The following is a 14,122-nucleotide window of genomic DNA, read 5'->3' on the forward strand; positions in this document are numbered from 1 at the left end:
CGGCTTTTCTCGGCAGTGATCAGCAGCAGGAGGCCACGCGCTGTGGGCGGTCACCCATGGTGTCCAGTCGTTTGGAGCTGGTGCTCAGCCATTCGCGATTGGCCTCCAGCGTCGTTGCCAGGACCTCGCGTACCCAGGCGGGCAGCTCGGGATGTAGCCGGTAGTAAACCCATTGACCCTGGCGGCGGTCTTCCAGCAGGTCACACGTGCGCAATTGCGCTAGGTGCCGGGAAACCTTGGGCTGGCTTTCTTCCAGCGCACAGGTCAGTTCACAGACGCAGAGCTCTTCCTCGCGAGCGATCAGTAACATCATCCGAATGCGGGTCTCGTCGGCGAGACATTTGAAAACCTTGGTTGGGGTCAGCGAGTCAGTCATAGCGGTTCTCAGTGTTTGGTTTTCACGAGGACGAACATCTTGATGCGCTCATGAATCTCGTGGAGCGTGTGGCGGAAGGCGTCGTGTTTGTCGCTGGTGACAGGGTCTTCGAAGCTCCATACCAACTGCTCGCCAAAAGCCGGAAGCGTTTGGCATTCCTGGGCGGCCTTGTCACAGAGGGTAATGACGTAGTCGAAGTGATCACCGGCGAACTCGCCGATGGATTTGCTACGCAGGGCGCTGGAGTCGATGGCGAGGTGCTCAAGGGCGGCATAGGTTCGCGGGTCGACTTCGCCAGGCTGAGTACCTGCGCTGAAAGCCTCGAAGCGCACAGGGTCTGTGTGTCGGAGCAATGCTTCGGCGAGCTGGGAGCGAGCAGCGTTGGCGGTGCAAACAAACAGTACGCGGATCTTGCCAGTCATCACTAGATACTCTGCGTGCATATGGTTTTCCGAATATACGCTTTTCCGAATGTATCGCAAGCTTGTTATGATGGGTGGCTTTACATGTGCGTCTTCATGCACATATATTGCTCTCATGACGACTACCGATAATCTCCGCGCCCAAGCTATCGATGCTGCCATCGAGTCGCTGGATGAAGCCTTCTTCAAAGCGCTCTGCGAACCCTCTAGGGTCGCGGTGTTTAAGCGCGTGCTTCAGTTAGGGAGGGCGGATGTCGGCGAAATCGCCAAAGCCTTGCCGCAGGAGCGCTCTGTGATTTCAAGGCACTTACAGGTGCTGCACGACGCTCACATCGTGAAAGCCACCAAAGTGGGCAGACAGGTTTTCTATGAAGTGAATGGCGGGGCGATCGTCGAGCGTTTGGAGGACCTCCTCCAGCGAACCAAGGGTCTGGTTTCGCTGTGCTGCCCGTAGCTAGGCTTTTTTTCTCTTGATATATGCATGAGTGTGCACATATGAATGAATTGAGTCGTACTTTGGATGTGGTTGTCATTGGGGGAGGCCAAGCAGGTTTGGCGCTTGGTTGGCACTTGCAGCAACACGGCTTGGATTTTCTCATCATCGATGAGCAGGCACGCCCAGGCGGAAACTGGCGTAACTACTATGACAGCCTGCAGTTGTTCTCGCCGGCGGAATACTCGGCGTTGCCAGGGCTGCCGTTTCCTGGTGACCCCAAGAGCTATCCACTACGAGACGAGGTAGTGAAGTACCTGGAAGCCTACGCTGCCGAGTTTCGACTTCCTTTTCAGGGAGGTACCCGAGTGGTGGGCGTAGCGCAGAAGGAAAAGGTGTTTGAGATTCGCTGCGACACCGGAGTGATCTTCACCGCACGTTCTGTGGTCGTAGCATCGGGAGGATTTAGTCGTCCGTTTACGCCCAGTATTCCTGGGCTGGAGGGTTTTACAGGGACTTGTCTGCACAGCTCGGCTTATCGAACGCCAGAGCCCTTTGCTGGCCAGCGCGTTGTAGTGGTTGGAGCTGCGAACTCGGCTGTTCAGATTGCCTATGAGCTTGCAGGCGTCGCTGAGGTAGTGCTGGCTACCCGCGAGAAAATCCGTTTCTTCCCGCAGCGAATACTCGGACTCGATTTTCATACCTGGCTGAAATTTACCAGGTTGGAGCAAACGCGATGGTTGAGTGACCAGAGCACGCCCGTGCTCGACACCGGCAAGTACCGGAAGGCCTTAGACACCGGCCGATTCCAGCGCAGAGCCATGTTCCAGCAGGTGCTGCCCGACGGTGTGGTCTGGCCAGACAGAAGCACCACCCAGATCGGTGCGCTGATCTTTGCGACGGGCTTCCAGCCAAACCTCGATTTCCTGTCAGACCTCCCGGTTGAAGACCGGAGTGGGCGTGTGTTGCAGAACAACGGTGTGGCCAGCCAGATGCCCGGCTTGTACTTCGTGGGCTTGCCTAAACAAAGAAACTTCGCTTCGGCAACACTGAGGGGCGTGGGTGCTGACGCGGGTTACCTGATGCCCCGACTGCTTCAATACCTGAGCAAGGGGCGTTCGTCTCACCTGTCAGCTTCGCCCCGTCAGGTTTAACCTCTGGTAATCCGAGTCCCACCACGGTGATGATGAGGACGCTGACCAAGAGAACCAGCGCAGTAAATTGAACTGCACAGCGCTGGCCATCAGGTCATTTCCGGAAAATAGCCTGCCTAACCCGGATGCAAGATTCATAACGAATCCCTGTCTTGAGATAGACGGTTTATAGCGCAATTCGGTCATTTACCTATATGACTGATTGCACTTAGCCATTAGAGATTTTTTGGCGCTTATCTCTATCCGCAATTGATCATTGTGACCAAGGCAAGGTTGAGACCGCGTTACGGTCTCAACCACTGCCAATCAGTCGTGCGAATGCCCATGGCCTCCACTGTCGGAGGTCGTCTCTGTTTCGCCGCCACTGCAAGCAGTCATCAGGCCAAGAAAGCAGATCAACAAAACGGAGCGAAGCAGCACTGCTGGGGTTTTCATATAGTTCTTTTCCTAAAAAAAGCGAAGGCAAATGGCGCCCCAGCGGTTCGCTGGGGCGCAGTGTCGGAGGGTTACTTTTTGACAGTCAGGTAGTCGCCAGAGGTTTTTAGCGAGACTGTCACGTCACTGTTGGTGCGGTTACGCCAGAACCATCCATGTGTGCCGTCGAATAGAGCGGTGATCTCTCCTTTGTCACTCTTCACCTGCTTGGCTTTGCTGTAGCTGTGGAAATCGCCTTGAGCTGCGTTATAGGTTTCACCATGAGTGTCATGGTTGACCGGCCCAGTCGTGGTCCACTCGTAACTGGCTGTACTACCCTTGCGCATCTCCAGCTTGATTTCTCGGCCTTCGCCTGGCTTTAGCGTCAACGTCATGTAATCAGCCTTCACCCCAGGCGTTGCTGTGGTGGGTTGTACAACCGGAGTGGCTTGAGGCTGCACTTGAGCCACTGGTTGCGGCGCTGGTGCGACCACAGGAGTTGGAGCAGCAGCGCTCGGTTGTGGTGGCGCAGCATCGGCCAATGCCTCTTGCGCCAAGATGATTTTCAGCTCACCCATTTGTGTCAGACCCAAAGCTCGACCAACCCCGGTGGGATCAATCGCGTACTCAGAGGGCATCACTACCGTCACCAGCAACCCCAAGGCAGTGGCCAAAGCAATGACGGTGGAACGGACGAGCTGACGGCTGCTGGGCAGCTCACTTGCAGTTGGAAGCGGGGTATTGAACATAGTCAGAATTCCTTACGAGGAAACAAGCAGGCCGGTCAGCTGGTAACCCATAAGCAGGAAACCGGCACTCATCATGGCGACGTTGGCGGTGTAGGCATGGCGCCAAAAGCTGGCTGTCCGCCGCCAATAGCCCATCAGGATGAGAATGCTGCCAAGCGCCAACAGTTGGCCAACCTCAACGCCAACGTTAAAGGCAATCAGGTTGGGGATCAGGCCATCCGCAGAGATTTCGTACTCCTGGATCTTGGTCGTCAGGCCGAAGCCATGCAGCAGGCCAAACACCAGCGTGGCCACCTTGGTATTTGGCTGGAAGCCAAACCAGCGTTGAAACGCGCCAAGGTTGTCGAGCGCCTTGTACACCACAGAGAAACCGATGATGGCGTCAATCACATATGAACTGATGCTGATTTCCGTGAGTACGCCCAGTAAGAGGGTGACCGAATGCCCAACGGCAAATAGCGTGACGTAGAGCCCGACGTCCTTCATTCGGTACAGGAAGAAGATCACTCCGAAGAGGAAGAGCAGGTGATCGTACCCCGTCATCATGTGCTTGGCGCCCATATAGATGAACGGCAATAACATCACGCCGGAGCTTTCCTGGATGAAGCCTTTATCACCCTCGGCGACGGCATGAGCCAACGCCTCGGGCATGACTAAACAAAGCGATGCAACAAGTATAAAGAGCAGCAATAGAGGTCGGCGTGAGCGCATAGCGAACACATCCCCGCTACTCGTTGGGTGCAAGTGCATGGATCAATCCTACGTTGCAATGAACTTAAGCCGCTGTGCGGCCATGGTCAGGAAGCAATCGGAGGACGGGGGGGACGCTCGATCAGGAATATTGGTGATCGGGGAAGTGAATGTCCTGGCGCGGCGAGCCGTAGGAATGGCTTCTGTTGCGCAGCAAGCTGCGCCGTAGAGCTCAGCTGAGGGGTTTCGTGCTGGTGATCAGGGGTAAGTGGCGAGTGGTAATGGTCGGAGCACTGCGTACAAGACGATGCACCATGGCTGTGATCACTCTCAGCTCCTTGCACCACCTCTGCTACAGGATGTTTGCCAGGTACTGACAACGTATAGGCATGCCCCGTCCAAGCCGAGATAACGGCCAGAGCGAGAGCAAGAATCACCATCGTTGAGAGAGAACGACTAAACATCACAGGTGCCTTTCAGGCCAATTCCAAAGAATCTGAAGCGCGCTTGACCTATCCCCCCCAGGGGGATAAGATGCCAGCGTAATTCATCGGAACCAGAGACTCAAGTCATGACTGAGCATGAGCACCTCCATGCCCATGACCACCCGCATGGTCATACACACTCTCACCAAAGCCACGAAGCAATCATCAAACGCCTCAAGCGTGCGGACGGCCACCTGCGAAGCATCATCACGATGATCGAGGAAGGCCGGGAGTGCGTCGACATCGCACAGCAGTTGCATGCTGTTGAAAAAGCGGTTTGCCAAGCCAAGCGGACACTTATTCAGGATCACATCGACCACTGCCTGGAAGACACCGTTGCGGCATTGAGTAACGGTGATCGCTCCTCGCTTGAAGAATTCAAGCAAATCACTAAGTACCTTTAGGTTCCCCATGCCGAATTTCGCAGAGTTGCTGCAGCAGGGCGGAGCCCACGCCTGGCTTTATTTCCCCAGTGCCATCCTACTTGGTGCTCTCCACGGGCTTGAGCCTGGTCACTCTAAAACCATGATGGCCGCGTTCATCGTTGCTATTCGTGGATCGGTGAAACAGGCGATTCTGTTGGGCCTTGCTGCCACGATCTCCCACACGTTGGTGGTATGGCTGGTTGCTATTGGGGGGATGTACCTGGGTAAGGGGTTGGATGCACAGACTACTGAGCCTTACTTCCAGCTCGCGTCTTCTGCCCTGATCATTGTGATTGCCCTGTGGATGCTCTGGCGGACATGGCGTGGCGAGCAGATGTTCAAGTTCGAGCAAGGCGATCATCACCATCATGGCGATCATGATCACGGCCATCATGATGAGACTCACCGTATTGATACCGGCCATGGCCGGATCGAGCTTTCCATCTTCGAAGACGGTGTACCCCCGCATTGGCGGATGAAAGTACTCAGTGGCCATGCCTGGTCGGCTGCCCACGTTCTATTGACTACCACCAGGCCCGACGGTAAGTCCCAGCAGTTCGCCTTCGTCGAGCGAGAGGGGTACCTCCAGTCCACGGTTGATATTCCTGAACCCCATGAATTCAGCGCACGACTCAGCCTCGGCCATGCAGGTCATTCGCATGACTATGATCTCGCTTACCGCGAGCACGATCATGGTCACGTCAACTCTGAGCTTGAGGGTTTAGAACTGTCAGTCGATGGCTACCAGGACGCGCATGAACGTGCCCATGCCAACGACATCCGTAAGCGCTTTACCAACCGAGAAGTGACAACAGGTCAGATCATCATGTTTGGCCTGACCGGTGGCCTCATTCCATGCCCTGCCGCCATCACCGTATTGCTGCTCTGTCTTCAGGTTAAAGAGGTCGCACTGGGCGGCATGCTGGTTCTGTGCTTCAGCATTGGGTTGGCGCTTACCCTAGTGGCCGTAGGAAGCGCAGCAGCAATTGGCGCAAGACAAGCCTCCAATCGCTGGCCATGGCTGGGTACCGTGGCGCGGCGTGCGCCGTACCTCTCCTGCGTCCTGATTATCGGTGTCGGCCTCTATGTGGGCTTCCATGGCTGGATCGGTCTGAACAGCTGAGGGGGGCTGCACAGTGTTCGAACTGACCAGCTACATCGGCCTGTTTCTGGCGGCACTCGGGGCCGCCACCCTGCTGCCCATGCAGTCAGAGGCAGTGCTTGTCGGCATGCTTGTCTCCGACAAATTCGTGCCCTTGACACTGCTGCTGGTGGCTACTGCTGGCAACGTCCTGGGCTCGTTGCTGAACTGGATACTTGGGCGCAGCATCGAGCACTTTCGGCATAAGCGTTGGTTTCCGGTCAGTGAGAGCAAGCTCGAAAAAGCCCAACAGTTCTATCAGCGCTACGGCCACTGGTCCTTGCTACTCAGCTGGGCCCCCATCATTGGCGATCCACTGACACTGGTCGCAGGCATCATGCGTGAGCCTTTGTGGCGTTTCCTTCTGATTGTCACCCTGGCCAAGGGAGGGCGGTACCTGTTGCTAACTGTGCTGGTTCTGGGAGGCTCGTGATGAGCGCGTATGAGCCAACAGCACCAGCTTTCAAGCACCGCAATGCTGGCCAGGACCTAATCAAGTGGTTGGCCATGATCACAATGGTCATCGATCACCTGCGTTTGGTGTGGCCCGAAATGGGCGACTTATTTATCGTCGGGCGGCTCGCCTTTCCGCTGTTTTGCGTAGCAATTGCCGCCAATGTGGCGCGCACAAGACCCGGTGAACTGCTGACAGCGACCAATAGCAGATACCTCATCTTGATGATCCTGTTCGCGATCATCTCCGAGGTGCCCTATCGATACATCAGCACGTCCGGCTTGTTCAACGTACTGATTACCCTGACATTGGGACTGCTGGTCACCTGGGGGGTTCACCACCGCACATGGCTGGCCGGAGCCATGGCTATAACTACGGGCGTGCTTGCTTACCTGCTCGACGATACGCTGATGTACGGGCTCTACGGCGTCCTTGTACCAGCGGTAGTGCTCGTTGCAATCAAGCGGCCAGGTATACTGTGGTTACTGCCTGCGCTTCTGTGCGTGTTAATCAATACGCGCAGCAGCATCGTTGCCAAGGCTCTGGATTTCGACCCTCCGTCGATTTTAGCCTTGGGCACCGCTTTTGCTGCTCCGCTTCTAGGACTGTGGCTGCTACGTCAGAGCCTGCATTTTAATGTGCAACCGGTTCGCCAGTGGGGGTATTGGTTCTATCCTGGGCACTTGGTTGCGTTGCAAGCCCTTCGCTTGTGTCTTTGAGGCACAAAAATGCCTTTCATCGGCTTACCCATAACCGAGTCCGCAAATTCTTGTCGGATAAAGGCGATTGGCCATAACCTGTGCGCGGTGGAAGGTTCCACCTACAAAAATTACGCATGGAGTTAGCCTGATGAAAGTCGTTTCCCTCGTGATTGCCGCTGTCCTTTCGTTCTCCTCGGTAGCCGCATTCGCGCACAGTGGTGGTACCGACGCTAAAGGTTGCCACACCAACCACAAAACTGGCGGCTACCACTGCCACTAAGCGGCAAAGCCCAGCGGTTGCTGGGCTTCTCCAATGGTGGTCATCAGGGAAGGTCGAATCAACCATCCATGCCATTGTTACTTCAGGGGCTTGATCGACACGATAGTGGCTGCCATTCCCTCGGCACGAAACTCAAACGCTACTTGATCCCCAACTTTCAGGCCTGCCAGTTGCTTGGTTGTCGCATTGAATGCCATGGTCATGGCGGGCCACTGCAGGGCTGGCACGGCGCCATGCGCAATCGTCACTGTGTGCTTCGTGGTATCGACAGCCTTGATCGTTCCCTCGGCTTTGGCCACTGGAGCCTGCTTGGTTTCTTGTTTCATCGGCATGCCCTCCATGGGCATAGCGTCCTTCTTCATACCCGGCATGTCCTCCGCCTGGGCGGACAGTGCGACAACGGTACTTGCAACGGCGATCAGGGTCAGTTTCATACGACTTTTCCTTGAGGGTGGGTGGATACGTTGGGGAGGTGCCGACGGCGCATCAAGCGGTAGGCCGCCGGAATGACAAAGAGAGAAAGCAAGGGCGCGGTGACCATGCCACCGACCATCGGCGCGGCGATGCGACTCATCACTTCACTACCGGTGCCGCTGCCCCAGAGAATCGGCAACAAGCCGGCGATGATCACTGCCACGGTCATGGCTTTGGGGCGAACCCGCTGCACCGCACCTTCGCGAATCGCGGCCAACAGTCCGCATTCAGTGTTGTCACCGAGGTCTTCACGTTCGGCCCAGGCGTTCTTCAGGTACAGCAGCATGATCACGCCAAATTCGGCAGACACGCCGGCCAGGGCGATAAAGCCGACGCCGGTGGCCACCGACAGATTGAAGCCCAGCAGATAGAGGAACCATGCTCCGCCGGTCAGAGCGAATGGCAGCGTGGCCATGATCAACAAGGCCTCGTCAAAGCGGGCAAAGGTCAGGTAGAGCAACACGAAGATGATTACCAGCGTGGCCGGCACCACCAGCTTGAGCCGGGCATTAGCCCTTTCGAGGAACTCGAACTGCCCTGAGTAGCTCAGGCTCATCCCTGGCTGTAACTTGATCTGCTCACTGACGACTCGGCGCAAGTCGGTGACCACCGAAGCAATATCCCGGCCGCGTACATCGATGTACACCCAGCCAGACGGCCGAGCGTTCTCGCTCTTGAGCATTGGCGGACCGTCACTGACCTTGATCTTCGCTACTGTGCCAAGGGTGATCTGACTACCCAAAGGGGTGTAGATCGGTAATTGCTCCAGAGCGCCGAGGGAATCACGCCATTCACGGGGATAACGGACGTTGATCGGGAAGCGCGCTAGCCCTTCAATAGTCTCTCCAACGTTTTCACCGCCTATAGCACCGGCCACAATCGACTGTACATCGGCGATGTTCAGCCCGTAGCGAGCGGCAGCTTTACGGTCGATATCCACGTCGATATAGCGACCACCGGTCAATCGCTCGGCCAGGGCCGAACTGACACCGGGCACATCCTTGGCCACGCGCTCGACGGCCTGTGTCGCGGCATCAATCTCCGTTAGGTTGGTGCCGGAAATTTTCACCCCAATCGGACTCTTGATACCGGTCGCAAGCATGTCGATGCGGTTGCGAATTGGCGGTATCCAAATATTGGTCAACCCCGGGACCCGTACCACTCGATCCAGTTCTTCCACCAATTTCTCTTGGGTCAATCCAGCTCGCCATTGCTCGCGTGGTTTGAACTGGATGGTAGTTTCGAACATTTCCAACGGGGCCGGATCGGTGGCGGTTTCGGCGCGACCCGCTTTACCGAAGACGTGCTCGACTTCGGGCACCGTTTTGATCAGGCGGTCGGTCTGCTGTAAAAGCTGTGCTGCCTTCTGTGCTGACAGCCCCGGTAAGGCCGAAGGCATGTAAAGCAGATCACCTTCGTCCAGTGCCGGAAGGAATTCGCCGCCTAACCGAGACATTGGCCAGAGCGCGCTGAGAAACACCATAAACGCGACCAGTATGGTGATTTTTGGCCGGCGCAGCACCGCATCCAAGGCTGGTTGATAGATCCTGATCAGCCAGCGATTCAGCGGGTTCTGCTCCTCATTGGGGATTCGTCCACGAATCCAATAGCCCATCAGCACCGGCACCAGGGTTACCGACAATCCGGCCGCCGCCGCCATGGCGTAGGTTTTGGTGAGGGCCAGCGGACCGAACAAACGACCTTCCTGAGCCTCCAGGGTGAACACTGGAATAAACGACAGAGTGATGATCAATAGGCAGAAGAACAGCGCCGGCCCTACTTCAGCCGCTGCTTCGGTCATCACATGCCAGTGATGTTCGCCCTTCAGTTCTGCCCCTGGATTGGCCGCGTGCCAAGCTTCGACCTTTTTGTGGGCGTTTTCGATCATCACCACGGCGGCATCGACCATGGCGCCGATGGCGATGGCAATCCCGCCCAGGGACATGATGTCGGCGTTGATTCCCTGGTGGCGCATGATGATAGAAGCAATCAGTATCCCAACCGGCAGGGAGATAATGGCCACCAAGGATGAGCGCAGATGCCAAAGGAAGATCACGCAGACCAGAGCGACGACGATGAACTCCTCTAGAAGTTTGTAGCTGAGGTTTTCCACTGCGCGGTCGATTAGCTTGCTGCGGTCGTAAGTGGTGACGATTTCTACACCCGCCGGCAGGCTACTTTTCAGTTCGTCGAGTTTGGCCTTGACCGCCGTGATGGTTTCACGAGCGTTCTTGCCGCTGCGTAGTATCACCACTCCGCCGACAGTCTCGCCTTCGCCGTCGAGTTCAGTAATGCCGCGACGCATCTCTGGACCCAACTGGATCGTCGCGACTTCGCCGAGGGTTACTGGTACGCCACTGGCATCGAGCTTGAGCGGAATTGCTCGAAAGTCATTCAATGTCTTCAGGTAACCGGAGGCGCGAACCATGAACTCGGTTTCCGCCATCTCTAACACGGCGCCACCGGTTTCTTGGTTGGCCTTGCCAATCGCCTCGCGGACCTGCGCCTGGGTGATACCCAGGCTGGCCAGTTTGAGTGGGTTGAGCTGCACCTGGTACTGCTTAACCATACCGCCCACGGTGGCCACTTCCGCCACATTGGGTAAGCTCTTCAGTTCAAATTTGAGAAACCAGTCCTGAAGTGCACGGAGTTGCGCCAGGTCGTGCCCACCGGTGCGATCCACTAGGGCGTACTGATAGATCCAACCCACCCCAGTGGCATCTGGCCCCAAGGCCGGTTTGGCGCTGGTGGGCAAACGGCTTTGTATCTGGCTGAGGTATTCCAACACTCGCGAGCGAGCCCAATACATATCGGTACCGTCTTCGAACAGCACGTACACGAAGCTGTCGCCGAAGAAGGAGTAACCGCGCACAGTTTTGGCGCCGGGTACCGAGAGCATGGTGGTAGCCAATGGGTAGGTCACCTGGTTTTCAACAATCTGTGGCGCTTGCCCCGGATACGGGGTGCGAATGATCACTTGCACATCGGACAAATCCGGCAGCGCATCGATGGGCGTGCTCTGCACCGACAAGACGCCCCAGGCCGTGACAAACAGCGTGGCCAACAGCACCAGGAAGCGGTTAGCCACTGACCAACGGATAAGGGCGGCGATCATGGCTGGCCCCCAGTTTTCTCCAAGCGTTCAACGCGAAAACCATCATCGGTTTGGCTCACTGAGACCCGGACCTTGTCGCCCCTCTTGAGCCCTTGCATCAGGGCAGGGGCCGCCAATGGAAAGCTCATGGTCATGCCCGGCATGCCCAGTGTCTTGAAGGGACCATGGGCGAGGGTCACGTCTTTGCGATTAATCTCAATGATTTCCCCATCCGCCTCATGAAAAGAAGAGGCTGCTGTGCGAGGTGCTGACATTTCCAGCGTACTTGCGGCGATACCCTTGAGGCTGGCCTCGGAGTCGAGCAAGAATTGTCCAGAGCTGACCACCTGTTGACCTTCTTGCAGACCTTTCAATACCACCGTCTTCCCATCGTTTTCCTGCCCGAGCTGCACCTCTACCGGACGGTAGCGCCCCGCATCTTCAGCGAGCATCACCAGCGTGCGCCGGCCGGTACGGATGACCGCCTCGCTCGGTACCCATAACGTACTCTGATCGGTCGTATGGGTCAGACGCACCTGCGCTGTCATTCCCGGTCTGAGTCGCCCGTCAGAGTTTGGGAGCTCGACTCGCACACGAACGGTGCGGCTGTCCGGATTTGTTTCCGGCAGAATTGCACTGACCGTGCCGTTGAGTACTGTCCCTGGGAAGGCTGGCAGGCGTGCTTCTACCGTCTGTCCGACGATGATCGATCCAGTTTCTGACTCTGGAACGGCTACCGCCAGCCAGACGCTGCTCAAACCATTGACTCGGGCCAGCGTCGCGCCGACTGTTACGGTCATCCCCGTACGGACATTCAACTCCTGAAGCACACCGCCAATGGGGCTGGTAAGGGTCATGTTTGGCTGGACCTTGCCGCTGCGATCTACCTGAGTAATCAGTGCCGGCGGCATTCCCGTGAGGCGCAGCCGTTGGCGCGCCGCCATCAACAAGTCGGCATCGCCATTACGTTTAAGTGCGAGGAATTCTTCCTGAGCAGCAGCCCACTCCGGTACCAGGATATCCGCTAGTGGTGCATTGGCCTTGAGCACGTCGCCTGGAGCGCGGGCATAGACCCGCTCCACAAAGCCTGCGGTACGAGCCTGGATCACCGCAACATCCCGCTCGTTGAACGCCAGCAATCCGACAACATCCAAGCTGGAGGCGAGGGCTCCACGAGTGACTGTCGCAAAACGCAGGCCGAGGTTCTGGGCCAGGCTCGGGTCGATGCTGATGCCTGAGCTGTCCACCGCAGAATCAGCATATTGGGGCACCAACTCCATATCCATGAAGGGCGATTTGCCCGGTTTTTCGAACCTTTGCTGCGGGGACATCGGGTCGTACCAATACAGCACCTTGCGTTGATCTTTTGCCTTGGAGCCTTGCTCGGCGAACGTACCAGTCATTGGGCTCATACGTTGCTGAGCGAACCAGTATCCACCAGCAAGCCCCAGGGCCGCCGATAAGCCAGTCAACAAAACCCCTCTCCAAATTCGAGTGCTCATTGGCTGTTGTCCCCGTAGTTGAAATACAAGCGAGCATTCGTCAGCGCTCGCTGTTCTTCGACGTCGATTTGTTTGAGGCGAGCCTCGACGAGTTCACGTCGGGCTGCGATAACAGACGCCAGGTCGCCTTTCCCGGCGCGGTAGCTGGCCATACTCAGCCCAACTTTTTCCTTGGCCAGGGGGACCAGGGTTTCCTGGCTGCGGCTCACGGCACGGTTCAGACGCTCGTAGTCAGCGAGATCCGCCTCCAGTTGCTGGGTACGCTCGCGCGTAAGAGCTTCGCGCTCGGCTTCCAATTGATTCAGCTCAGCGTGTTTGGCAGCGATCCCGGGATTTTGTCGGGAGCCGGGGAACAACGGCAGGTCCCATGAAAATTCCACGCTGACCATGTCGCCGAACTCCCGTCCGCGGTGCTGGTAATCGACTTCCCAGCTCCAGTCGGGCTGCTTTTCCGCTTCGGCTTCGCGTACCTTGGCTTCAGCCTCGCGGGTCTTCGGTACAAACGCTGCCAGTTCAGGGTGATGTTGCAACTTGTGGGAAAAGTCTGAAGTATTGAAAGGCCATTTCGGCAGACGGCCCACCGGCTGGTCATTGGCGGCGGCGCCAATCCAGCGCTTGAGAGCAGCTCGAGCTTGTGCGCGCTGAAGAGTTAGATCGTCCTGTTGTTCTGCTAACCGCGCTGCTTCCTGCCTGGGTGTGACTGCATCGGCAGGCTGGGCGCGGCCACCGGCGATCTGCGCATGGACGGTATCGCTCAACAGACGATTTTCTTTATAAAAGTCCTGGAATAGCACCTCTTTACGCTCGACGGAATAGCTGCTGATCCAGGCTGAAGCCGTGGCCTGTCGGACATTCAATCGCTCGATTCGACCTTCAGCCGCGGCTCGATCAACGGCCGCTTCAGCGACCTCGGTACGCGCCCGGCGCTTGTTACTGTTGGGCACTTCCTGCATAACCCCAATCATTCGCATGGTCATGAAGTCCTGGTCAATGCTCCAACGATCGGCGCCGCCAATCGGGTAGTTCTGTACCCCTAGTATCAACTTGGGATCGGGTAGTTCCCCGGCGGGGATTGCGGCGTTACTGGCAGCTTGCAGTTTGGCTGCCTGGGCCGTCAGTGAGGGCGCGTTGTTCTCGGCCAACCGTAAGGCTTCATCGAGAGTCAGAGGGGCAGCAACGCTCGGCAATGCCAGTACACTTGCCAGCAGACCGGCCACGAGGGGCCAACCTGTGCAATAGCACTTGGAGTTCATGTTCACGATTCCTGTGATGAATCACGGCGTGTCTCTTCAGAGATGCACGCAGGTATGCCATCGCATCAATGGCGA

Annotated in this window: 15 protein-coding genes; 7 read left to right on the forward strand and 8 right to left on the reverse strand. The window is 57.0% G+C overall.

Annotated features, from left to right (window positions below; genetic code table 11):
* Positions 1 to 19: 19 nt before the first annotated feature.
* Both V0R60_RS13250 and V0R60_RS13255 read right to left on the reverse strand, forming a co-directional pair.
* Positions 20 to 376, reverse strand: a complete 357-nt coding sequence (locus tag V0R60_RS13250; protein ID WP_028944961.1) for a metalloregulator ArsR/SmtB family transcription factor — start codon at positions 374 to 376, stop codon at positions 20 to 22.
* 8 nt (positions 377 to 384) lie between these two features.
* Positions 385 to 798: an arsenate reductase ArsC gene (locus tag V0R60_RS13255; RefSeq protein ID WP_302028831.1), complete on the reverse strand. Its 414-nt coding sequence runs from the start codon at positions 796 to 798 to the stop codon at positions 385 to 387.
* Between the two features lie 115 nt (positions 799 to 913).
* Here V0R60_RS13255 and V0R60_RS13260 point away from each other — a divergent pair, with 115 nt between their 5' ends.
* Complete coding sequence (locus tag V0R60_RS13260) at positions 914 to 1,252, forward strand: ArsR/SmtB family transcription factor (RefSeq protein ID WP_302028830.1); 339 nt, start codon at positions 914 to 916, stop codon at positions 1,250 to 1,252.
* A 41-nt stretch (positions 1,253 to 1,293) separates the two neighbouring features.
* Entirely contained in the window at positions 1,294 to 2,385 is a 1,092-nt protein-coding gene (locus tag V0R60_RS13265) for a flavin-containing monooxygenase (RefSeq protein WP_302028829.1), read from the forward strand.
* Between the two features lie 506 nt (positions 2,386 to 2,891).
* On the opposite strand, the gene V0R60_RS13270 is transcribed toward V0R60_RS13265, so the two are convergent.
* Positions 2,892 to 3,548 carry a transmembrane anchor protein gene (locus V0R60_RS13270; protein ID WP_302028828.1) on the reverse strand — a complete coding sequence of 219 codons (657 nt, stop codon included), beginning with the start codon at positions 3,546 to 3,548 and terminating at the stop codon, positions 2,892 to 2,894.
* Positions 3,549 to 3,560: 12 nt separating this feature from the next.
* Positions 3,561 to 4,298 (reverse strand): HupE/UreJ family protein, encoded by a 738-nt coding sequence (locus V0R60_RS13275; protein WP_330079854.1) that lies wholly within the window; start codon positions 4,296 to 4,298, stop codon positions 3,561 to 3,563.
* A 511-nt stretch (positions 4,299 to 4,809) separates the two neighbouring features.
* Between V0R60_RS13275 and V0R60_RS13280 the strand changes: the two genes are divergently transcribed.
* From V0R60_RS13280 to V0R60_RS13300, 5 genes are all read left to right on the forward strand, one after another.
* Positions 4,810 to 5,127, forward strand: a complete 318-nt coding sequence (locus V0R60_RS13280; RefSeq protein ID WP_302028825.1) for a metal-sensing transcriptional repressor — start codon at positions 4,810 to 4,812, stop codon at positions 5,125 to 5,127.
* A 7-nt stretch (positions 5,128 to 5,134) separates the two neighbouring features.
* Positions 5,135 to 6,271 carry a nickel/cobalt efflux protein RcnA gene (locus V0R60_RS13285; protein WP_302028824.1) on the forward strand — a complete coding sequence of 379 codons (1,137 nt, stop codon included), beginning with the start codon at positions 5,135 to 5,137 and terminating at the stop codon, positions 6,269 to 6,271.
* Positions 6,272 to 6,284: 13 nt separating this feature from the next.
* Positions 6,285 to 6,722, forward strand: coding sequence for a YqaA family protein (locus V0R60_RS13290; protein ID WP_302028822.1), 438 nt, complete (start codon positions 6,285 to 6,287; stop codon positions 6,720 to 6,722).
* Positions 6,722 to 7,462, forward strand: coding sequence for a TraX family protein (locus tag V0R60_RS13295; RefSeq protein WP_302028820.1), 741 nt, complete (start codon positions 6,722 to 6,724; stop codon positions 7,460 to 7,462). The genes V0R60_RS13290 and V0R60_RS13295 overlap by 1 nt, the downstream gene beginning before the upstream one ends.
* A 130-nt stretch (positions 7,463 to 7,592) precedes the next feature.
* Complete coding sequence (locus V0R60_RS13300; protein ID WP_191832992.1) at positions 7,593 to 7,724, forward strand: YHYH domain-containing protein; 132 nt, start codon at positions 7,593 to 7,595, stop codon at positions 7,722 to 7,724.
* A 77-nt stretch (positions 7,725 to 7,801) separates the two neighbouring features.
* On the opposite strand, the gene V0R60_RS13305 is transcribed toward V0R60_RS13300, so the two are convergent.
* The 4 genes from V0R60_RS13305 to V0R60_RS13320 are packed head-to-tail and all read right to left on the reverse strand — an operon-like array spanning position 7,802 to position 14,047.
* Positions 7,802 to 8,158, reverse strand: a complete 357-nt coding sequence (locus V0R60_RS13305; protein WP_330079855.1) for a copper-binding protein — start codon at positions 8,156 to 8,158, stop codon at positions 7,802 to 7,804.
* Complete coding sequence (locus tag V0R60_RS13310; RefSeq protein WP_302028816.1) at positions 8,155 to 11,313, reverse strand: efflux RND transporter permease subunit; 3,159 nt, start codon at positions 11,311 to 11,313, stop codon at positions 8,155 to 8,157. The genes V0R60_RS13305 and V0R60_RS13310 overlap by 4 nt, the downstream gene beginning before the upstream one ends.
* Positions 11,310 to 12,794, reverse strand: a complete 1,485-nt coding sequence (locus V0R60_RS13315) for an efflux RND transporter periplasmic adaptor subunit (protein WP_302028814.1) — start codon at positions 12,792 to 12,794, stop codon at positions 11,310 to 11,312. The genes V0R60_RS13310 and V0R60_RS13315 overlap by 4 nt, the downstream gene beginning before the upstream one ends.
* Positions 12,791 to 14,047 carry a TolC family protein gene (locus V0R60_RS13320; RefSeq protein ID WP_302028813.1) on the reverse strand — a complete coding sequence of 419 codons (1,257 nt, stop codon included), beginning with the start codon at positions 14,045 to 14,047 and terminating at the stop codon, positions 12,791 to 12,793. The genes V0R60_RS13315 and V0R60_RS13320 overlap by 4 nt, the downstream gene beginning before the upstream one ends.
* Between the last annotated feature and the right edge of the window lie 75 nt (positions 14,048 to 14,122).

The sequence above is a fragment of the Pseudomonas auratipiscis genome (genome assembly GCF_036324085.1).
In the GTDB taxonomy this organism is placed as follows: domain Bacteria; phylum Pseudomonadota; class Gammaproteobacteria; order Pseudomonadales; family Pseudomonadaceae; genus Aquipseudomonas; species Aquipseudomonas auratipiscis.